The sequence below is a fragment of the Saccharothrix sp. HUAS TT1 genome (assembly GCF_040744945.1).
Classification (GTDB): Bacteria; Actinomycetota; Actinomycetes; order Mycobacteriales; family Pseudonocardiaceae; genus Actinosynnema.
The window spans coordinates 2,895,193-2,914,598 of the sequence record NZ_CP160453.1; the positions used below are offsets into that span (position 1 = coordinate 2,895,193).

General features: G+C 72.5%; 22 protein-coding genes. 7 read left to right on the forward strand and 15 right to left on the reverse strand.

Going from position 1 to position 19,406, the window contains the following annotated elements; translation table 11 throughout:
• The first annotated feature begins 1 nt into the window (after position 1).
• Together ftsY and AB0F89_RS14340 are read left to right on the forward strand one after the other, a co-directional pair.
• Positions 2-1,363 carry a signal recognition particle-docking protein FtsY gene (ftsY, locus tag AB0F89_RS14335; protein WP_367136320.1) on the forward strand — a complete coding sequence of 454 codons (1,362 nt, stop codon included), beginning with the start codon at positions 2-4 and terminating at the stop codon, positions 1,361-1,363.
• Between the two features lie 353 nt (positions 1,364-1,716).
• Positions 1,717-3,024, forward strand: a complete 1,308-nt coding sequence (locus AB0F89_RS14340) for a GntR family transcriptional regulator (protein ID WP_367136322.1) — start codon at positions 1,717-1,719, stop codon at positions 3,022-3,024.
• 34 nt (positions 3,025-3,058) lie between these two features.
• Here the strand turns inward: AB0F89_RS14340 and AB0F89_RS14345 are convergent, their stop codons facing one another.
• From AB0F89_RS14345 to AB0F89_RS14400, 12 genes are all read right to left on the reverse strand, one after another.
• Positions 3,059-3,514: a MarR family winged helix-turn-helix transcriptional regulator gene (locus AB0F89_RS14345; protein WP_367136324.1), complete on the reverse strand. Its 456-nt coding sequence runs from the start codon at positions 3,512-3,514 to the stop codon at positions 3,059-3,061.
• 131 nt (positions 3,515-3,645) lie between these two features.
• The gene (locus tag AB0F89_RS14350) at positions 3,646-4,437 is read right to left on the reverse strand and encodes a maleate cis-trans isomerase (protein WP_367136325.1); all 792 of its coding nucleotides are present in this window, start codon (positions 4,435-4,437) and stop codon (positions 3,646-3,648) included.
• A 3-nt stretch (positions 4,438-4,440) separates the two neighbouring features.
• Positions 4,441-4,920 carry a nucleoside deaminase gene (locus tag AB0F89_RS14355; protein WP_367136327.1) on the reverse strand — a complete coding sequence of 160 codons (480 nt, stop codon included), beginning with the start codon at positions 4,918-4,920 and terminating at the stop codon, positions 4,441-4,443.
• A complete protein-coding gene (locus AB0F89_RS14360) occupies positions 4,917-5,354 on the reverse strand; it encodes a multidrug efflux SMR transporter (RefSeq protein ID WP_367136329.1) in 438 nt (145 codons plus the stop codon). The genes AB0F89_RS14355 and AB0F89_RS14360 overlap by 4 nt, the downstream gene beginning before the upstream one ends.
• A 47-nt stretch (positions 5,355-5,401) precedes the next feature.
• On the reverse strand, positions 5,402-5,722 hold the full coding sequence (locus tag AB0F89_RS14365) for a multidrug efflux SMR transporter (protein ID WP_367136331.1): 321 nt from the start codon (positions 5,720-5,722) through the stop codon (positions 5,402-5,404).
• 29 nt (positions 5,723-5,751) lie between these two features.
• Positions 5,752-6,366, reverse strand: coding sequence for a DsbA family protein (locus tag AB0F89_RS14370; RefSeq protein ID WP_367136333.1), 615 nt, complete (start codon positions 6,364-6,366; stop codon positions 5,752-5,754).
• 81 nt (positions 6,367-6,447) lie between these two features.
• A complete protein-coding gene (locus AB0F89_RS14375; RefSeq protein ID WP_367136335.1) occupies positions 6,448-7,167 on the reverse strand; it encodes a transglutaminase family protein in 720 nt (239 codons plus the stop codon).
• Between the two features lie 11 nt (positions 7,168-7,178).
• Complete coding sequence (locus AB0F89_RS14380) at positions 7,179-8,318, reverse strand: acyl-CoA dehydrogenase family protein (protein WP_367136337.1); 1,140 nt, start codon at positions 8,316-8,318, stop codon at positions 7,179-7,181.
• Positions 8,319-8,374: 56 nt separating this feature from the next.
• Positions 8,375-8,749 carry an ectoine synthase gene (locus AB0F89_RS14385; RefSeq protein WP_367136339.1) on the reverse strand — a complete coding sequence of 125 codons (375 nt, stop codon included), beginning with the start codon at positions 8,747-8,749 and terminating at the stop codon, positions 8,375-8,377.
• A gap of 54 nt (positions 8,750-8,803) precedes the next feature.
• Positions 8,804-9,061: a phosphopantetheine-binding protein gene (locus tag AB0F89_RS14390; RefSeq protein ID WP_367136340.1), complete on the reverse strand. Its 258-nt coding sequence runs from the start codon at positions 9,059-9,061 to the stop codon at positions 8,804-8,806.
• Between the two features lies 1 nt (position 9,062).
• Positions 9,063-10,679 carry an AMP-binding protein gene (locus AB0F89_RS14395; protein WP_367136342.1) on the reverse strand — a complete coding sequence of 539 codons (1,617 nt, stop codon included), beginning with the start codon at positions 10,677-10,679 and terminating at the stop codon, positions 9,063-9,065.
• Between the two features lie 260 nt (positions 10,680-10,939).
• Positions 10,940-11,695, reverse strand: a complete 756-nt coding sequence (locus tag AB0F89_RS14400) for an IclR family transcriptional regulator (RefSeq protein ID WP_367136344.1) — start codon at positions 11,693-11,695, stop codon at positions 10,940-10,942.
• Positions 11,696-11,779: 84 nt separating this feature from the next.
• Between AB0F89_RS14400 and aceB the strand changes: the two genes are divergently transcribed.
• From aceB to AB0F89_RS14415, 3 genes are all read left to right on the forward strand, one after another.
• Entirely contained in the window at positions 11,780-13,312 is a 1,533-nt protein-coding gene (gene aceB / locus AB0F89_RS14405; protein ID WP_367136346.1) for a malate synthase A, read from the forward strand.
• A gap of 1 nt (position 13,313) precedes the next feature.
• Entirely contained in the window at positions 13,314-14,510 is a 1,197-nt protein-coding gene (locus AB0F89_RS14410; RefSeq protein WP_367136348.1) for an aldolase, read from the forward strand.
• 75 nt (positions 14,511-14,585) lie between these two features.
• Entirely contained in the window at positions 14,586-15,044 is a 459-nt protein-coding gene (locus tag AB0F89_RS14415; RefSeq protein WP_367136350.1) for an Imm1 family immunity protein, read from the forward strand.
• A 15-nt stretch (positions 15,045-15,059) separates the two neighbouring features.
• Here the strand turns inward: AB0F89_RS14415 and pucL are convergent, their stop codons facing one another.
• The 3 genes from pucL to uraD are packed head-to-tail and all read right to left on the reverse strand — an operon-like array spanning position 15,060 to position 16,729.
• Entirely contained in the window at positions 15,060-15,938 is an 879-nt protein-coding gene (pucL, locus tag AB0F89_RS14420; RefSeq protein WP_367136352.1) for a factor-independent urate hydroxylase, read from the reverse strand.
• Positions 15,939-15,941: 3 nt separating this feature from the next.
• On the reverse strand, positions 15,942-16,247 hold the full coding sequence (locus AB0F89_RS14425) for a hydroxyisourate hydrolase (protein WP_367136354.1): 306 nt from the start codon (positions 16,245-16,247) through the stop codon (positions 15,942-15,944).
• Positions 16,244-16,729, reverse strand: a complete 486-nt coding sequence (gene uraD, locus AB0F89_RS14430) for a 2-oxo-4-hydroxy-4-carboxy-5-ureidoimidazoline decarboxylase (RefSeq protein WP_367136356.1) — start codon at positions 16,727-16,729, stop codon at positions 16,244-16,246. Before uraD ends, AB0F89_RS14425 begins: the two co-directional genes overlap by 4 nt.
• Before the next feature lie 186 nt (positions 16,730-16,915).
• Between uraD and allB the strand changes: the two genes are divergently transcribed.
• Entirely contained in the window at positions 16,916-18,211 is a 1,296-nt protein-coding gene (gene allB, locus AB0F89_RS14435) for an allantoinase AllB (RefSeq protein WP_367136358.1), read from the forward strand.
• Positions 18,208-19,206 carry an allantoicase gene (gene alc, locus AB0F89_RS14440; protein ID WP_367136360.1) on the forward strand — a complete coding sequence of 333 codons (999 nt, stop codon included), beginning with the start codon at positions 18,208-18,210 and terminating at the stop codon, positions 19,204-19,206. Before allB ends, alc begins: the two co-directional genes overlap by 4 nt.
• The last annotated feature ends 200 nt before the right edge of the window (positions 19,207-19,406 follow it).

Below are 19,406 nucleotides of genomic sequence, written 5' to 3' on the forward strand. Positions count from 1 at the left end.
CGTGTCCACCACGTCCCTGATCTGGATCATCGTCGTCGTCGCGGTCCTGCTCGCGGTCGCCCTCGTGACGGGCGTCGTGCTGGCGCGGCGCCGGCGGATCAGCCTCGCCGAGCCCGAGCAGGACAAGCCCGTCAAGGGCTACCAGGCCGGTGGCGCGATCGCGTTCAACACCACCGCGCCGCCGGTGGTCGAGCCGACCGGACCGGCCGAGCCGGTCGAGACCACCGCGCCCGCCGAGCCCGTTCCGGCGCCGGACGCGGTCGAGGTGGTCGAGCCGGTCGAGCCGGTCGAGCACCCGGTGGCCGAGCGCACCGAGGTCGACGGCCAGCCCGGTGTCGGCGACGACGCGGCGGTGCCGCGCGACTCGGTCAAGCGCGGGTTCGTCGAGGTCGACCTGCCCGAGCAGGCGTCCGAGATCGACGAGATCGAACCGACCTCCGGTCGGCTGGAGCGGCTGCGCGGTCGGCTGTCGCGGTCGCGCTCGACGTTCGGCCAGAGCCTGCTCGGCCTGCTCGGCGCGGGTGACCTGGACGAGGACTCGTGGACCGACATCGAGGACACGCTGCTGATGGCGGACCTCGGCTCGGCGATCACCGACCAGGTCGTCACGGCGCTGCGCGAGCAGATCGTGGCGCGCGGCGTGCGCACGTCCGCCGACGTCCGCGCGCTGCTGCGCGACGTGCTGGTCGACGCGCTGCACCCGGAGATGACCCGCGCGGTGAACGCGCTGCCGCACACCAACGGCTCCGCCGGGCCGAAGCCGGCCGTCGTGCTGGTCGTCGGCGTGAACGGCGTCGGCAAGACGACCACGACCGGCAAGCTGGCGCGGGTCCTGGTGGCCGACGGCCGGACCGTGCTGCTCGGCGCCGCGGACACGTTCCGCGCCGCCGCGGCCGACCAGCTGGAGACGTGGGGCTCGCGCGTGGGCGCGTCGACGGTGCGCGGCGCCGAGGGCGCGGACCCGGCGTCGGTCGCGTTCGAGGCGGTGAAGCAGGGCCTGACGGCCGGCGTGGACACCGTGCTGATCGACACGGCGGGCCGGCTGCACACCAAGACCGGGCTGATGGACGAGCTGGGCAAGGTCAAGCGGGTGGTGGAGAAGCAGGCCGAGGTGGACGAGGTGCTGCTCGTCCTGGACGCCACCACCGGCCAGAACGGCCTGACCCAGGCGCGGGTGTTCGCCGAGGTGGTCGACGTGACCGGCATCGTGCTGACCAAGCTGGACGGCACCGCCAAGGGCGGCATCGTGTTCCAGGTGCAGCGCGAGCTGGGCGTCCCGGTCAAGCTCGTCGGCCTGGGCGAGGGCGCGGACCACCTGGCGCCGTTCGAGCCGACCGCGTTCGTGGAGGCCCTGCTCGGCTGAGCGCCCGGGTGAACTCGAATTCGCCTGGAATCGCGAATCCGATGACCGGCCCGGGTTACTCCGAAAGCAATAGCGGAGAACGCCGCGCATTTAGTCCGGGCGGTGTGCGGCACACTAGCGCACCGCCGGTCCGGGCCGGACTACGCGACCACGAACCCGACCGGTCGAACCCGCCCCCGCCTGCGCTTTCGGTCGCCGTCGGCAACTCGCGCGAGGGTGAATTCAGCGGGTGAATCCGCGTTCGCAGAGCCTTTTGAATTCGCACCGCGAGTCGAACTGGGCTGCTTGACCCGAATATGCCGGGCGAGTACCTTCACGCCATCGACTGCGGTACGTGGTTACTGGGGGCTCGCATGACCAAGTCGACAACGTCGTCGGACCTGATCGAGCGATTACGCGAGAGCCGCGGCCGGAGTGCGCGGGACATCGCCGCCACCGTGCACCGGCTGATCATCTCCGGCGACCTCGCGCCGGGGACGCGGCTGCCCACAGTGCGGGCGATAGCGGTGGTGCTCGGCGTCAGCGCGGCCACCGTGTCGGAGGCTTGGGGCCTGCTGCGCCGCGGCGGCCTGCTCGACTCCCGGCGGCGCAACGGCACCTTCGTCCGGGGGCCGGTCCCGCTCTCCCTGGGCGTGCTCGACCTCAGCCGCCCGGCGCCGGACTCGCGCCTGCTGCCCTCGATCGTCGCGGCCCTCACCAGCGGCGCCCACGAACTCGAACACGCCGACCACGGCGGCGTCTCGCCGGTCCTGGTCCGGGCGGTCGAGCCGGAACTCCCCTTCCCCGCCGAGGCGTGGCTGGTCGCCGACGGCCTCGCCGCCGCGATCCGCTGCGGCGTGCGGGCGTTCGCCGGCCCCGGTGAGACCATCGCCGTGGCCGCGCCGCTCGCACCGCACCTGCTGGACGCCCTGCGCGGCAGCGGCGCCCACCTGGTCCAGGTCGAGTGCGACGGCGACGGGCCGCGGCTGGAGGGCCTGCGCCGGGTGCTGGAGCGGAAGCCGAAGGCGCTCGTGCTGCCGACCAGCACGTACCTGGCCTGCGGTCACTCGTGCACCGCGCAGCGGGCGCAGGAGCTGGCCGCGGAGCTGGCGGGCACCGGCGTCGGCGTGCTGGAGGTGGACGAGCTGGGCCCGCTGTCGCCCCGGACGCCCAGCCTCGGCCGGTGGCTGCCGGAACGGGTGCTGCTCGCGCGGTCCTACGACGGCGCGTTCGGGCCGAGCCTGCGGGTGTGCGTGGTGGTGGGCGGCGCCGCGCCGGTCGACCGGATCCGGTCCCGGTTCGCGGCGGACCCGATCGGGCCGAGCCCGATCCTGCAGAACGCGGTCGCCCACCTCATCGTGGACCCGGTCGCCCGGCAGGCGGTCGACCTGGCCCGCGAGCACTACGACCACCGGCGCGAGGCGCTGGGCCGGGCGCTGGTCGGGCGGGCCCTGACCACCGACCACCGGGCCGGGCTCGGCGTCTGGGTGCGGGTCTCGGACAGCGCCGCGGTCAAGGCCGCGCTCGACCGGCGGGGCGTGGTCGTCATCCCGGACGACCGGTGCTACCCGGAGTCGTCGCCCGGCACGCACATCGGCATGGTGGCCGGGTGCCTGCCGGACGACCACAGGACGGCCGATGCGGTCGCCGACCTCGTCGCCGCGGCCAACGCGCGGCGCTGAGGACCGGCCGCCCGGGTCCGGCCCCGCGAGCGCGTCAGGACGCCGGGCGCAGCTTGGCCAGCAGCGGGCCGAGGTCGTCGTCCATCGTGATGTGCCGGAACGCGTCCTTGAGCGCGGCCTCGTACACCGGCAGCGCGTCCTCCAGCACCTTGCGGCCGACGTCGGTGATGCCGGTGTACACCCGGCGCCGGTCGCGCAGGCAGTGCCGCCGCTCGGTGAGGCCGGTGCGCTCCAGCCGGACCACCAGCCTGCTCACCGAGCTCTGGTTGAGCAGCGTGACCTCGGCCAGCTCCTGCATGTGCAGCTCGCCGAGCGGGGCGTTGGCCAGCGCCATCAGCGCGGTGAACTCGGAGAACCCGATGTCCGAGTGCCGCTGGAGCATCTTCTGCATGGTGTGGCCGACCCGCGCGTTCAGGGCGGCGAGCCGACCCCAGAGCAACCCGTCGCTCGAGAGCAGCAACGGCGCGGGAGGGGATGCCTGCTGTGACATGTCGCCCTCCGGGATTCCACCACGCCGAGTCGTGGTACAGACCTGCGCATACATCTGACTTGACTGTACCTCGGTCACGCCTGGGCGAACACCTCGTGTGTGAGCCAGGACACGGTGCTGCCGGCGGCCGGTCAGACCCCCTCGAACGCCCCGACCCGGAATACGCGGCCGTAGCCGTGCACCTCGACGTCCGGCGCGGTCTCGCGCAGCGACTGCCAGAGCAGGACCTGGTTGGCGGTGAGCACCGCGGTGCCCAGCTCGTCCTCCAGCGCCTCGACGATGCCGACGGCGCGCTGGCCGTTGCCCGCCACGAACACCGCGTCGGCCCCGTCCGCCACCGACTTCACCCAGTCGAACAGCAGGCCCGGGATGATGTCGGCCTGGCTGCTCGGCAGCCCGCTCGGCGCGTGGTGCACGACGTCGAAGCCCTGGTCGGTGAAGTACCGAGCGCCCGCCAGGTCCAGTTCCCGGTCGAACCACGGCGGGTTGACCAGCGCCATCGACCGCACGCCCAGCGCGCGCATCGCGTTCGAGGCCGCGAGGCAGGTCGTCACCAGCGGCATCCCCCGCGTCCGCGGCGCCAACCGCCGCAGCAGGGCCTGCTCGCCGTCGACGCCGTGCTTGTACGACGAGCTGGTGAAGCCGAGCGCGATCACGTCCAGCGGTGACGCGGCCAGGCTCTCCACCGTGTCGTCCAGGTACGGCTCGTCGGTGAACGACGTGACGGGCTGGTGCGGGATCTTCGGGTCCATCACCCCGCCGGGGCGCATGGCGCCGAAGTGCAGCCGGTGGGCGTGGACGGAGACGTCGGCGGGCGCCATCGCCCGCAACTCGGCCTCCGGGCCCACGTCCGCGTGCGGCACCACGACGCCGATCCGCACGCGCGCGTCCCAGCCGTCACGCCTGAAGGTCCGCTCGGTCATGCCTCACCTCCTCGAATAGGTGTTGTTCGCCAGCCAGCGCTCGAACGGCTCGTCGCCGTTCTCCACCGGCATCGCGCGCACGTCCATGGGCCACCGCTCCGGCGGCAGGGCGAAGATGCTGTACGAGCCGGAGTAGTCGAAGCCGGCCGCCGCGGCGCCGTGCCGGTCCACCGCGTAGACGATCGTGGTGATGCCGCTGTACAGCGCCGCCATGTAGCACAGCGCGCACGGCTCGCCCGAGGCGATCAGCGTGCAGCCGTGCAGCGAGGCGACCCGCAGCTTGGCGCAGGCGTCCTGGATCGCCACCACCTCGGCGTGCGCCAGGGGGTCGTGGTTCGCGGCGACGCGGTTGACGCCCTCGCCGATGACGCCCTGGCGCGGGTGCACCACCAGGCCGGAGAACGGGATGCCGCCGCGCTCCACGTGCTCGAGCGACAGGGCGACCGCCCGGCGCACGTGCTCGCGCAGCTCGTCGTCGGTCACGCCGTCGCCTCCGGCGCCGGGGCCGGCTTGGACGACATCTTCAGCCCGACCACGCCGCCGATGATCAGCACGAAGCAGGCCGCCTTGAGCAGCGAGATGGACTCGTCGAACACCAGGGTCCCGAAGATCACCGTGCCGACGGAGCCGATGCCGGTCCAGACGGTGTAGCCGACGCCGACGTCCAGCGTCTTCAGGGCCAGGCTGAGGAAGAAGATGCCGCCCGCCGCCGCGAGCACGGTGGTGATGGACCACCCGAGGTGGGTGAAGCCGTGGGACCCGTTGGTGCCGAGGGCGAACACGACCTCGAACACGGCGGCGATCAGCAGGTAGGTCCACGAGCGCACGTCGGTCTGCGCGGGTGCGGCAGGCGCGTCGGTCGTGGCGGTCTCGGCCGCGGTCGCGGTGACCGGGGCGTCCTTGGTCTGCTTGCTCATGTTCTCGTCTTCCTTGGTCGGTGCGGTCTGGTGCGGTCGGGTGCGGGTCAGACGCCGGAGGCGACGCGGAGGCCGATGACGCCGAGGATGATCGCGCCGAAGCACAGGATCTTCGCGGCGTTCAGGCGCTCCTTGAACAGGAACACGCCGAGCACGACGGTGCCGACGGAGCCGATGCCGGTCCAGATGGTGTAGCCGACGCCGACGTCCAGCGTCTTCAGGGCCAGGCTGAGGAAGAAGATGCCGCCCGCCGCCGCCAGCAGCGTGAAGATGGAGGGCCACAACCGGGTGAAGCCCTTGGTCGCGTTGGTGCCGAGCGCGAACGCGACTTCGAAGACGGTGGCAATCGCGAGGTACAACCAGTGCATGGGATCGACTTCCTGTGCGGTGGTGCGGGTCAGTGGGAAGCGGACGCGGACCGGGCGGCGATCGCCTCGTCGACCAGGGCGGTCAGGGCGTCGGGGTCGGGCACGCCGCTGATCCGGCGGTTGCCGACGAGGATCGTGGGCACGGCGGAGACCTCGTCGCGAGCGGCCTGCCGCAGCGCCTCGCGGTGCCGGTCGCGGTAGCGCCGGTCCTCCAGCGCCGCGCGGAAGGCGGCGCCGTCCAGGCCGATCGACTCGGCGATGTCGGTCAGCACGTCGTGCTCGCCGATGTTCCGCTCGTCCTGGAAGAACGCGCGGAAGACGGCGGCGGTGTACTCGGCGCCCCTGCCGTGGTCCTCGGCGAAGCAGAAGCCCTCGAACGCCGTGTGCGTGTACGGCTGCGGCGAGACGGACGGCAGCACGATCGGCACGCCGAGGCGCCGGGCCATCGGGTAGACCGACTGCCGCCACACGGCGGGCAGGTAGTCGTCCTCGGGCCGCAGCGTCGGGGTCGGCTCGGGCCGCAGCTCGAACGGTCGCCACACGACTTCGGCGTCCTTGCCGGCCACCGCCTGCTCGACGATGCCCTCCGCCAGCAGGCAGTAGGGGCACACGTAGTCGGAGTAGACAACGACTTGGACGGTCATCGGCCTGCCTCTCGTCGGCTGCTTGTTCAATGCGTGTACATCAACTGTATGCGCATGAATCTAACTGGCGCAACTCGGGGCTCACGAGCACGCGCCACCGGGGGTGCAGGCGCCGCCGATGACCTGCGGCGCTTCGGCCGCGAGCGAGCCCTCCGCCGCCACGTGCGCGTCGTCGCCGACCATCGCCGGGTGCTTCTCGCGCATCCGCCGCAGCACGTCGTCGTAGTCGACGTCGTCGAACTCGGTCTTGGGCCCGACGAACTCCATCCGCTCCCGCCCGTCCTCGTCGAACGGGTGGTACAGCGAGTCGGCCGTGCCGTCGAACTCCAGCGGCCGCATGCCGTAGAGCTTGCAGAGCACCTTGTTGAACACCGGCGTGACGCGCAGCCAGCGCCCGTCCAGCTCGATCGCGTTGAGCCAGTGCAGGAACACGTCCCCGCCGACGACCTGCTTGAGCCGCCCGGAGGCCAGGTGGTTGCGCACCTCGCCGCACAGCAGGCGGCTCGGGATGCCGACCGAGCGCACCGCGGCGGCGTAGAGGATGGCCTTGTGCAGGCAGAACCCCTGGCCCTGCTTCGCGATGGAGCCGGCGCGCAGCCCGGTCCGCGACAGGTCCTGGCCGTACACCTCGTAGAACACCTTGTCGCGCACCGCGTAGTAGAGCGCGACCGCCTTCTCCGTCGGCGTCATCGCCGCCGGGTCGGGGACGACGCGCGCCACGAACTCGCGCACCTCGGGCGAGTCGTGGTCCAGGAACTCGGTGGCGGCGAGCAGGTCCGGTCGGGTGCTGGTGGTGGTCACGATCCTCCCCTTCAGAGGCCGAGCATGGCCGCGATGCGGCCCTGCTGGATCTGGGTGGTGCCCGAGTAGATGGTCCCGGCGACGGCGTTGCGCAGGTCCTTCTCCAGGCCGTACTCGGCCATGTAGCCGTAGCCGCCGAAGACCTGCACCGCGTTCATCGCGCTGGCCACCGCGGCCTCGCTGGCGACCAGCTTGCTGATGGCGACGTCGATCGTCGTGTCCTTGTTGGACTGGAGCTTCTGCGCGGTGTGGTAGAGCCACAGCCGGGCGGTCTCGGTGCCGACCTTCATGTCCACCACGAGGTTCTGCACCGACTGGAACCTGCCGATGGTCGAGCCGAACTGGGCGCGGTTCTTGGCGTAGTCGACGACCTGCTCCAACCGGCGCTGCATCTCGCCGACGTTGATGACGAACGAGTACAGGATCTCCCGCTTCATCACGTAGTCCAGCACCAGGAAACCGGAGCCGACGCGGCCGAGCACGTGGTCGGCGGGCACCCGCACGTCGTCCAGGAACAGCTCGCACAGCGGCGAGGTCTTCAGGCCCATCTTGGCGATCGGGCCGCCGAAGCCCAGGCCGGGCGTGTCGCGCGGCACGAGGAACGCGGTGGTGCCCGCGGCGGTGCCGGCCGGGCCGGTGCGCGCGTACACGACGACGAGGTCCGCGACCGGGCCGTTGCTGACGAACGCCTTGCTGCCGTTGAGCACGAAGTGGTCGCCGTCGCGCACGGCGGTGGTGCGCATGGCCATCGCGTCCGAACCGGCCGACGGCTCGGAGATGGCGTGCGCGCCGATCAGCTCGCCCGCCGCGACCCGCGGCAGGTAGCGCCGCTTCAGCTCGTCCGAGCCGAACCGGTTGAGCGGGGTGGCGGTGCTGGCCAGGTGGGTCGACACGGAGAAGCTGAGGCCGCCGTCGCGGCTGGCGTGGCCCAGGCCCTCCAGCACGTGCATCGTGGTGAGGACGTCCTGGCCCAGGCCGCCGTGCTCCGCGTCGACGGGCAGCCCCAGCAGGCCGGTCGCGGCGACCCTGTCCCACTTGGCGCGCGGGAACGCGCCGCGCTGGTCGTCCTCGACGTGGCCGTCGGACAGCACGTCCGCCAAGCCCTCCACCGACTCCCGCAGGGAGCGCTGGTCTTCGGTCCAGGTGATCATGTGTTCCCCTCGGTGGTGCCCGGGGCGCGGCCGCGCCGCGCCCCGGGCGCGGTCGGTCAGTACTGCGAGTACCCGTTCGGGTCGAGGCGGTGCTTCTCGTCGCCGCGGATCGGCGGGTTGAACACGCTGATCAGGTGCAGGTCCTCGTCCGGCGCCGCGATCAGGGTGTGCGGGTCGTGCTGGTCCAGCGCGTACATCACGCCGGGCTCCAGGATGTGCGTCTCGCCGTCGGCGGTGCTCACCTCGCCCTTGCCGGAGACGCAGTAGCACGCCTCCAGGTGCCTGCGGTACTGGAGCTTCGACTGGGTGCCGGCGGCGACGACGGTGTGCGCGAGGGCGAAGCCCATGCCGTCGGCCTCGACCAGCAGGCGGTGGCTCCGGCCGTTGCCCCAGTGGACGAACCCGACCTCTTCCTTGCTGCGAATGATCATTTTCCCCGGATTCCTTCTCGTGCTCTGCGGTGTGGGTGGTGTCGCCGGCCGCGGTCAGCCGGCGGCGGGCACGGCGCGGTGCCGCGCCACGAACGCGGTCATGGCGTCGACCGTGCGGAAGTCGTCGGGCTCGATGTCGACGTCGTCGACCGGGATCGAGTAGCGGTCGCCGAGCCAGGCGATGAGCCGGAGCAGCCCGAGGCTGTCGACCACGCCGTTGTCGAGGAGGTCGAAGTCGTCGGCGAGGTCGTCCACCGTGACGTCGTCGGCGAACTGCTCGACGACGAAGCGCTTGATCTCGGGTGCGGACACGCTAGTTCCCTTCGGTGCTGAGGCTGGCGAGGATCGCGGTGCGGTCGACCTTCCCGGTGGAGGTCCGGGGCAGGTCGCGGTCGTTCATCCGGAAGCTGGAGGGGATGGCGGTGCGCGGCAGCGACGCGGCGCAGTGCACCCGCAGGTGCAGGCCGTTGACCCGGCTGCCGGCCGTGGTGCGCAGCTCGGCGTGCAGGCGGTGGCCCGCGGTGTCGTCCGGGACGGCGACCACCGCCACCTCCTGGACGTCCGGGTGGCTGCCGAGCACGTGCTCGACCTCCTGCATGTTCGTGCGCACGCCGCGGACCTTCACGTGGAAGTCGTCGCGGCCCTCCAGGTGCAGCAGGCCGTCGGCGTCGCGGCGGACGATGTCGCCGGAGCGGTAGAAGACCTTGGCCGACCCGCCGTCCCGGATCGTGGTGAAGCGGGACGCGGTCAGCGACCGGTCGAGGTAGCCGTGCGCCTGGAACGGCGTGCTGACCAGCAGCTCGCCCACGGCCGCACCGGCCAGCGGCCGGTCGTCGGCGTCCACCACGAGCAGTTCGGCGCCGGCGATCGGACGGCCGATGGGCAGCGCCCGCCGGGTCGCGTCCCGGTCGGGGTCGATCCGGTGGATCGCGCTGTCGTTGGTCTCCGTGCAGCCGTACAGGTTGTGCGCCGCGGCGTTCGGGAACAGCTCGGCGAGCCGGGGCAGCTGCTGCGGCGGCAGCACGTCGCCGGTGGTGATGACGTGCCGGACGGCGGGGAAGCTCGCGCCGTCGCCGTCGAGCAGGCGGAACAGCAGCGGCACCGCCTGCACGACCTCGACCCGGTCCTCGGCGAGCAGCGCCCGCAGCGCCCGGCCGTCGGTGGCCTCGGCCTTGTCGACCAGCCGGACCGTCCCACCGGCGTGCAGCGTGGTCCAGATGTCCAGCAGGGTCAGGTCGAAGTTGAGCGGCGCGTAGCTGAGCACCACCGTGCCCCGGCCGATCCCGAACTCGGTGGCCGCCCAGCGCAGGAACCGCTCGACGCCCGCACCGGACAGCGCCACCGGCTTCGGCACGCCGGTCGAGCCGGACGTGGTCAGCACGAGCGGTGTGTCCGCGGGCAGCGGTGCGCGGGGTGGCAGGCCGCTCGGCTCGACGGAGAAGCACAGCGGCCCGCCCGGCGCCGACCGGTGCCGCCACGTGATGGTGTGCGAGCAGGAGGCGCGCTCCCGCAGCGCGGCGGCCGCGTCGGGGCCCAGGTCGACCGATGGCAGCAGCACCGGCACGTCGGCGAGCCCGCAGGCCACGACCAGCGCGATCGACTCGGGCGACTTGGCGGCGTGCAGCGCGACGGCGCGTCCCCGGCGGGCGCCCGAGGCCCGGAGGTCGGCGGCGGCCGAGCGCGCGGACCGCCACAGCCGCTCGTACGTCCACTCGGCCGTCGCGTCTTTCACCGCAATGGCCCGGGGCGTCTCCTCGGCGTATTTTTTTAAAGCAGAAAGAACGGCGTCGAGATACAAGCGAGCCTCCACCAAGGCTGGCGTGAATTGACCATCGGAAGTGATCCCGGTGAAACCGGAGGTGGCCTTCGAGACCTGCTCGGGCCGTCTTCTCCGACGCTGACCGGATCCAGTACCAGTACATGCTTGCACATGTTTCTGACCGGTGTGGTGGGCCGTTTGGCCCAGTCAGCGGCCTATTGGCGCTCAGGCCAGGCTGAACAAACCGGCCGGATGGTCGTCGCGCGGACCGTCAGCTGGCCGGACAAATAGGACCGAGCGCTGATCACGTAATGCATACGTGATCAGTGTCACAAATCGTTTTCCGGTAGCTGCGGGTGAAACGGCGTCGGCAATTGGTCCGACTGGCCGCGAATAGAACGGTGAACGGCGGTGAACGGCGTCGGCGCGGCTCAGGCCCGAGTCGCGCGGTCGGCCAGCAGCCCGGCGGTGTCGAGCACCTGGGGCAGGATGCGCGCGGCCGAGTCCTTGGTCAGCCTGCTGTCCGGTCCGGACACCGAGATCGCGGCCGGTGTCGGCGCGCCGCGCAGCGGCACCGCGATGCAGCGCACGCCCAGCTCCTGCTCGCTCTCGTCCAGCGCGTACCCCTGCGCGGCGATCCGGTCCAGCGCTGCCAGCAGCTCGTCCGGGTCGGTGATCGTGTTCGGCGTGTACGCGGGCAGCCCGGTCCGCGCCAGCAGCGCCCGCACCTCGTCGCGCGGCAGCTGGGCCAGCATCGCCTTGCCCACGCCGGTGCCGTGCGGCAGCACCCGGCGGCCCACCTCGGTGAACATCCGCATCGAGTGCCGCGACGGCACCTGCGCCACGTAGACCACCTCGTCGCCGTCGAGCACGGCCAGGTTCGCGGTCTCCTCCACCTGGTCGACCAGCTGCGCCAGGAACGGCCGCGCCCACGTGCCGAACTGCCGCGACGCGCCCTCGCCGAGCCGGATCAGCCGCGACCCGAGCGCGTACCGGCGGTTGGTGTTCTGCCGCACGTACCCCAGCGCGACCAGGGTGCGGATCAGCCGGTGGATGGTCGGGAGCGGCAGGCCGGAGGTGGCGGCCAGCTCGGACAGGCTCGCCTCGCCGCCCGCGTCGGCCAGGCGTTCCAGCAGGTCGAAGGCGCGTCGCAGCGACTGGACGCCACCGGTGGGCTCAGGGGCCACGGGAGATCTCCTTCGTTGCCGTTCCGCCTTGCGAAAACTATAGTCCGCGAAGTAGAAACCGACTCGGGATCGAGGTGGACCTCCATGTCCGGTGTTCGCGTCCTCGGGGGCGAGGTGGAGCGCGGGGCGGAAATCCTCACGCCGGACGCGCTGGAGTTCGTGGCCGGGCTGCACCGGGCGTTCGCCGGTCGGCACGCCGAGCTGATGCGCCGCCGCGCGCACCGCCGCCCGCTCGGCTTCCTGGAGGAGACCCGGCACGTCCGCGAGGGCGACTGGCGCGTCGCCGAGGCGCCCGGACCGCTGCGCGACCGCCGGGTCGAGATCACCGGCCCGACCGAGCGCAAGATGACCGTCAACGCGCTCAACTCCGGCGCGAAGGTGTGGCTGGCCGACCTGGAGGACGCCAACACGCCGCACTGGCACAACGTCGTCTCCGGCCAGGTCAACCTCTACGACGCCGGCCGCGGCACGATCGAGCACACCACGCCGGAGGGCAAGCGCTACGCCCTGCGCGACGACGTGGCCCGGCCGGCGATCGTGGTCCGGCCGCGCGGCTGGCACCTGCCCGAGCGGCACGTCGAGGTCGACGGCGAGCCCGCCATCGGCGCGCTGGTCGACTTCGGCCTGCACTTCTTCCACAACGCCGAGCTGGGCGTGCCCTACTACTACCTGCCGAAGATGGAGAGCCACCTCGAAGCCCGGCTGTGGAACGAGGTCTTCACCGCCGCGCAGGCCGAGCTGGGCGTGCCGCACGGCTCCGTCCGCGCGACCGTGCTGATCGAGACGATCCCCGCCGCGTTCGAGATGGAGGAGATCCTCTACGAGCTGCGCGACCACGCGGCCGGCCTGAACGCGGGCCGCTGGGACTACCTGTTCAGCGTCATCAAGTACTTCCGCGACGCGGGGCCGGACGCCGTGCTGCCCGACCGCAACAGCATCACGATGACCGCGCCGTTCATGCGCGCCTACACCGAGCTGCTGGTGCGCACGTGCCACAAGCGCGGCGCGTTCGCCATCGGCGGGATGGCCGCGTTCATCCCGAACCGGCGCGACCCCGACGTCACGCGGCAGGCGTTGGCGAAGGTGCGCGACGACAAGAGCCGCGAGGCGGGTGACGGGTTCGACGGCTCGTGGGTCGCGCACCCGGACCTCGTGCCGGTCTGCCGGGAGGTCTTCGACCAGGCGCTCCGGGGCGAGCCCAACCAGCTGGCCGAGCTGCGGCCGGAGGTGTCCGTCACGGCCGAGCAGCTGCTGGACTTCGGGTCCGCCGGCGGCGGCGCGACCCGTGCCGGGGTGGAGTCGGCGGTGGACGTCGGTGTGCGCTACCTGATGTCGTGGCTGGGCGGCAACGGCGCGGCGGCCATCCACAACCTGATGGAGGACGCCGCCACCGCCGAGATCTCCCGCTCCCAGCTGTGGCAGTGGGTGCACAACGACGTGGTGCTCGACGACGGCACGCCGGTCACCGCCGAGCTGGTGCGCGCCGTGCTGGCCGACGTCCGGGGCGGGCTCGACGGCGAGCACCTGGACCCGGCCGTCGAGCTGTTCGAGCAGGTCGCGCTGTCCGACGAGTTCGTGGACTTCCTGACCCTGCCCGCCTACGAGCGGATCGGCTGACGTGCCGCGCACGTCGCTGTCGGCGGAGGCGGTGCGGGCGGTCACCGCGCGGCTCGCCGACGTGGAGTCGCGCGCGCCGGAGGGCAGGCAGCCGGTGCACACCTGCTACGCGCCCGCCGACCGGGTGGGTCCGACCACCGTGCGCGACTGGGGTGCGCAAGCGCTTGCGGCCCTGAACGAGCACGCCCCCGACGGCTTGGCCGCCGTGCTCGACCTGCCCCCGGAGCTGGCGGACGCCGTGGACGGCCGGGTGCGGGCGAAGCTGGCCGCCGAACCGGTCGAGGACCTGCGCATCGACTTCGAGGACGGCTACGGCGCCCGCTCCGACGCGGAGGAGGACGGCGACGCCGAGCGCACCGCGCTCGTGCTGCGGGACTGGTTGCGCGACGGCGTGGCGCCGCCGCGGTTCGGGCTGCGGATGAAGTCGTTCGACACCAGGGCGCTGCGCGAGCGCGGCATCCGGACGCTGGACGTCTTCCTCACCGCGCTGGGCGGCGCGCCGGACGGCTTCGTGATCACCTTCCCCAAGGTCACCTCGGTGGCGCAGGTCGAGGTGTTCGGCGACGTGCTGGACCTGTTCGGGCTGCCGCTGCGGTTCGAGGTCCAGGTCGAGACGACCCGGTCGATCGTGGACCCCGAGGGCAGGCTGGCCGTCCCGCGGTTCATCGAGGCCGGTCGCGGGCGCGTCACCGGCCTGCACTTCGGCACCTACGACTACACGGCCGGCTGCGGGCTGGCCGCGGCGCACCAGCACCTGGCGCACGGCGCGTGCGACTTCGCCCGCAACGTCATGCAGGTGTCCGCGGCGGGCACCGGTGTCGCGCTGTCCGACGGCTCCACCAACGTGCTGCCGGTCGGCGACGACGTCCACGAGGGCTGGCGCACGCACTACCGCCTGGTGCGCCGGTCGCTGGCTCACGGCTTCTACCAGGGCTGGGACCTGCACCCGGCGCAGCTCGTGACGAGGTACGCGGCGGTGCACGCGTTCCACCTCGAAACCGCGGCCGCCGACGCGGGTCGGCTCCGGGCGTACGTGGCGCGGGCGGGCGGTTCGGTGCTGGACGAGCCCGCGACCGCCCGGGCGCTGTCCGCGTCGTTCATCCGCGCCCTGGACTGCGGTGCCCTGGACGAGGGGGAAATCCACCGGGCCACGGGACTCAGCGTGACCGAATTGCGGGCGCTAGTCGGACGGGAGTGATCCCGGCATCGCTTGATGAGGTGATTCTCGAAGACGGGCGAAGCCGATCCGCGGGCCGGCGGCCAGGGTGGGTGCATGACCATGCGGGCCGGGTTGTGGACCGGGCTACCGGACCTGGAGCGGGCGGAGTTCCGCTACCAGGTGGTGGCGTGCGCGGCGGACGTGGACCTGCTCATCTCCGCCCTGGCGCGCCCGGAGTGCAACGACGGGATGCTGGAGCACTTCGGCCGCGGGCCCGACGCGGAGGGGGAGAGCGACCACAACCTGGTGCTCGCCGTCCGCGGTCCGTGGGGCTACCTCAACTACGTGGACGACGAGTTCACCGGCTGGCCGAGGGGCGAGCCGGACGCGCCGTACGTGGACGAGGCGTACACCGACTTCCCGCCGGGCGTCGGCGTGCCGCTGGCGACGTACCGGGAGCTCCTGCTGGAGTTCATGGCCACCGCGCGCCGGCCGACCGCCGTCGACTGGTACGACGAGTCGGACCTGTTCCACACCTGGCGGTTGCAGCGGATGGCGATCCACCGCAAGTGACCGGGGAGCGCCGGGTCAGAACGCCGGCAGCGCGCGCCAGGCCGGACCGGCGTCCTCGGCGTCGTCCCGCAGCACGGACCCCTCGATGAGCCCGTACGGCCGGTCGGCGGCGTGGAACACCTCGTTGTCGTTCGCCAGCCCGAACGGCGACAGGTCGACCGCGAAGTGGTGCTTGTTCGGCATCGACAGCCGCACCTCGGCCACCTCGGGCCGCTCCTCCAGCACCGCCGCGCCCATCGCGTACAGGGTCTGCTGCAACGACAGGCTGTGCTTGGTCGCGAACGTGGTCAGCAGCAGCCGCCGGATGGCGGCGAAGCCGTCCGCCCAGTCGATCCCCTTGCCCTGGTACCGCCACCGCGCGGTCACCGACGTGGCCAGGATCCGGTCGTCGGTCTCCCGCAGCGTCGTGTACTCGTCGCGCGGGAAGCCGTGGAACTCCGAGCCGGTCGACTTCAGCACGACCACGTCGCGCACGCCCGACACGACCCACGCGCGGTCGCCCTCGACGGTCACGGCGGTCGTGCGCTTCTCGTCGCTGCCTCGCACGAACGAGTGGTCGTTGCCCTCGATCCGCTCCCACGAGTGCTCGTCGACCACCACGCGCGCGCTGGTGATGGCGTCCTGCGACGTGACGAAGTGCCGGCCGAGGCGCAGCGCGAAGTCCTCGATCTCGCCCACCGGGGCCTGCTTGGCGAACGCGTGGACGGTGTTCTTCTGCGTGTCGGTCGCCAGCACCTTGGAGTTGTCGCCGGTCAGGTGGGTGTCCGCGAGGTCGCCGCGCAGCGAGGTGCTGACCGTGAGGTCCCTGATCGAGTGCACGTCGCCGTCGCGGGTCACCGTGACGAGCCGGTTCTCCGCCTTCCCGTACTGGTTGGGCCCCAGGACGATGGCCATCGGTCAGCTCCCTCGGTAGGTCGTGAAGGCGAACGGGCTCAACAGGATCGGCACGTGCAGGTGCCCCGGTCCGCCCTCGGCGGGGTCGGCGACCCGGAACGCGACGCTGATCTCCGGGTAGAACGGCGTGTCGACGTCGAACACCAGCCGGTGCACGCCGGGCGACAGCTCCCGGGCGAACCGCAGCCTGCCGTCGTCGTCGGTGGCGCCCTCGGCGAGCACCGCGCCGTCGCGCTCCAGCCGGACCGGCACGCCGACCCGCGGCCGGCCCGCCTCGGCGTCGAGCACGTGGGTGGAGAGCGTCGTCATGCCAGCACCTTCCCCAGTCGCAGCGCCGCGATCCGCGCCAGTTCCCGGTTCACCACGCGCAGCTCCGCGCCCGGCGGGTTGGCCAGCCGGCTCGCGAGGTCGGCGAGCACCTCCTCGCCGCTCAACCCCGTGGCGCACACCAGGTAGATGTGCCCGAAGCGGTCTTCGTAGGCGGCGTTGGCCGCCCGCAGCCGGTCGGCGAGCGACGCCGCGACGCCGGACTGCTCGTCGGCGGACCACGTCGCGGACGCGCCGTCGTGGCGGGCCCGCTCCCCGATGCGCGGGTGGCCCGCGATGGCGGCGCGCACCTCGGCGTCGGTCAGCTCGGCGAACCGGTCCGACGCGGCGAGCAGCGCGTCCACGTCGGCGTACGGGCGGCCGGCCAGCAGCGCGTCGACCCAGCGCGGCACGGCGAGGCATTCGGTGAGCAGCGGCCGGAGCCGGTCCGCCGGTGCGGAGTTGAACCCCTCCAGATCGGGCACCGAGGCTCCTCTTTCTGCATCACGGAATCCGTTTTCCGCGAAGAGGGACGCTACGAGCGCCCCTCCGAGCGTGTCAACAGTCTTGCGCCGCCTCTGAGGACGTGCTTAACCTCCCGACGCACGGAAGTTGCTTTCCGCATCGTGGGCCGATCTCCGGCCGCCGACCGGTTGGGGGAGTGACGGGCCATGGACCTGGTGCTGCGCGCTGCGCGAGTGGTGACCCCCGGTGGTGAACGCCGCGCCGACGTCGGCGTCGCGGACGGCCGGATCGTCGCGGTGGCCGACCGGCTGGACGCCGGCGCGGTGGTGGAGCTGGCCGACGACGAGGTGCTCCTGCCCGGCCTGGTCGACACGCACGTCCACGTCAACGAGCCGGGGCGCGGCGACTGGGAGGGCTTCGAGACCGCCACCAGGGCGGCGGCGGCCGGCGGCGTCACCACGATCGTCGACATGCCGCTCAACAGCCTGCCGCCGACCACCGACCTCGCCGCGCTGGAGGCCAAGCGCGCCGCGGCCCGCGACCGGGCGCACGTCGACGTCGGGTTCTGGGGCGGCATCGTGCCGACCAACCTGGACGACCTGGAGGAGCTGCACGACGCCGGCGTGTTCGGCTTCAAGTGCTTCCTCGTGCACTCGGGCGTGGACGAGTTCCCGCACGTCAGCGAGGACGAGCTGAGAGCCGCGCTGCTCCGGCTGGCGCCGCGCGACGCCCTTGCCATCGTGCACGCCGAGGACCCGCACGAGGTTGCCGAGCCCGGCGCCGACTACCGCGGCTTCCTCGACTCCCGCCCGCACAGCGCCGAGTCGCGCGCCATCACCACCGTCGTGGACCTGGCCAACGAGACCAAGGCCCGGCTGCACGTGCTGCACCTGTCCAGCGGGCAGGCCGTGCAGCACGTCCGGACCGCCAAGGACCTCGGCCTGCGGGTGACCGCCGAGACCTGCCCGCACTACCTGACGTTCGTCGCGGAGGAGATCGGCGACACCTCGACCGAGTTCAAGTGCTGCCCCCCGATCCGCGACGCGGCCAACCGCGAACAGCTCTGGCGGGCGCTGGGCGACGGGCTGGTCGAGCTGGTCGTCAGCGACCACTCGCCGTGCACCCCGGAGCTGAAGCGCGGCGACTTCGCCACCGCCTGGGGCGGGATCGCGAGCCTCCAGCTCGGCCTGCCCGCGGTGTGGACCCAGGCCAGGCGGCGCGGGCACGCGCTGACCGACGTGGTCCGGTGGATGGCGACCAACCCGGCCGACCTGGTCGGCCTGACCACCAAGGGGCGCATCGAGCCCGGTGCGGACGCCGACTTCTGCGTGTTCGCCCCGGACGACGCCTTCGTGGTGGACCGCGCCCGGTTGCACCACCGCAACCCCGTCACGCCCTACCACGGCCGTCCGCTGGCGGGCGTCGTGCGGCAGACGTGGTTGCGCGGGCTGCCGGTGGACGACCGGCCGCGCGGCCGGTTGCTGACCAGGGGAGGCGCATGACCGCGACACCGGACTGGACCCGCCTGCCCGACCTGGCCTCCCGCGCGGTGGGCGGCAGCGTGGTGTGGGCCAACGACGAGCTGTTCGCCGAGCGGGAGAACCTGATCCGCGGGCCCGAGCCGGAGTACCGGACCTACACGTTCGGCCACAAGGGCCAGGTCTACGACGGGTGGGAGACCCGTCGGCGGCGGGAGGGCGGCGAGGACCGGGCGGTCGTGCGCCTCGGCCTGCCCGGCGTGATCGGCGGCGTCGTGGTGGACACCGCGTTCTTCCGGGGCAACTACCCGCCGTTCGCGTCGGTCGAGGCGACCGCGGCCAGGGGCTACCCGGCGCCGGAGGAGCTGACCGGCTGGGAGACCGTGGTGCCCAGGTCGCCGCTCGGCGGCGACCGCAAGCACTACTTCGAGGTGTCCGCGCACCGCCGCTACACGCACGTGCGGCTGACCATCTACCCGGACGGCGGGGTGGCGCGGCTGCGCGTGTTCGGCCGGCCGGTGGTCGACCCCGACCTGGTCCTGCCGGACGCGCTGGACCTGGCCGCGCTGGAGAACGGCGCGGCCGTCACCGGGTGCAGCGACATGTTCTACGGCGCGCCGGGCAACCTGATCGCGCCCGGCCAGGCGACCGTCATGGGCGAGGGCTGGGAGACCGCGCGCCGCCGCGACGACGGCAACGACTGGGTCGAGGTGGAGCTGGCCGCGCCGGGCGTCATCCGGCTCGCCGAGCTGGACACCACCCACTTCAAGGGCAACGCGCCGGGCTGGGCGTCGGTGCGCGGCCGGGACGCGCGCACGGGCGCGGAGTTCGACGTGCTGCCGCGCACGCGGCTCCAGCCGGACACCCGGCACCGCTTCCGGGTCGAGCGGCCCGCCGAGGCCACCCACGCGCGGCTCGACATCTACCCCGACGGCGGGATGGCCCGGCTGCGGCTGTTCGGCGCGCTGACCCCGGCGGGCCTGGACGCGATCACGCGGCGCTACGAAGGGCTGCGCTGACGTCACGCGATCCACCCCGCGGGCGAGACCGGCTCGCACGGTCCGTCACCACGACTTCCGCGGTCGCCCCGACTTCCGGCGGGTCGAACGGCCCGCTTCAACCGCGTGAAACGTGCCCGTAACACCGGGTGCCGGACAGTTCACCTCCGCGAAACGTCGGGCGCAACCGGGCGAAACAGGACCTCTCGATGCTCCCTGCA

Bases quoted from the DNA above. Each gene is read 5' to 3' on its own strand.
- AB0F89_RS14340 (WP_367136322.1), top strand. From the start codon at position 1,717: ATGACCAAGTCGACAACGTCGTCGGACCTGATCGAGCGATTACGCGAG.
- AB0F89_RS14345 (WP_367136324.1), bottom strand. From the start codon at position 3,514: ATGTCACAGCAGGCATCCCCTCCCGCGCCGTTGCTGCTCTCGAGCGAC.
- AB0F89_RS14350 (WP_367136325.1), bottom strand. From the start codon at position 4,437: ATGACCGAGCGGACCTTCAGGCGTGACGGCTGGGACGCGCGCGTGCGG.
- AB0F89_RS14360 (WP_367136329.1), bottom strand. From the start codon at position 5,354: ATGAGCAAGCAGACCAAGGACGCCCCGGTCACCGCGACCGCGGCCGAG.
- AB0F89_RS14365 (WP_367136331.1), bottom strand. From the start codon at position 5,722: ATGCACTGGTTGTACCTCGCGATTGCCACCGTCTTCGAAGTCGCGTTC.
- AB0F89_RS14370 (WP_367136333.1), bottom strand. From the start codon at position 6,366: ATGACCGTCCAAGTCGTTGTCTACTCCGACTACGTGTGCCCCTACTGC.
- AB0F89_RS14380 (WP_367136337.1), bottom strand. From the start codon at position 8,318: ATGATCACCTGGACCGAAGACCAGCGCTCCCTGCGGGAGTCGGTGGAG.
- AB0F89_RS14385 (WP_367136339.1), bottom strand. From the start codon at position 8,749: ATGATCATTCGCAGCAAGGAAGAGGTCGGGTTCGTCCACTGGGGCAAC.
- aceB (WP_367136346.1), top strand. From the start codon at position 11,780: ATGTCCGGTGTTCGCGTCCTCGGGGGCGAGGTGGAGCGCGGGGCGGAA.
- AB0F89_RS14415 (WP_367136350.1), top strand. From the start codon at position 14,586: ATGACCATGCGGGCCGGGTTGTGGACCGGGCTACCGGACCTGGAGCGG.
- pucL (WP_367136352.1), bottom strand. From the start codon at position 15,938: ATGGCCATCGTCCTGGGGCCCAACCAGTACGGGAAGGCGGAGAACCGG.
- AB0F89_RS14425 (WP_367136354.1), bottom strand. From the start codon at position 16,247: ATGACGACGCTCTCCACCCACGTGCTCGACGCCGAGGCGGGCCGGCCG.
- allB (WP_367136358.1), top strand. From the start codon at position 16,916: ATGGACCTGGTGCTGCGCGCTGCGCGAGTGGTGACCCCCGGTGGTGAA.
- alc (WP_367136360.1), top strand. From the start codon at position 18,208: ATGACCGCGACACCGGACTGGACCCGCCTGCCCGACCTGGCCTCCCGC.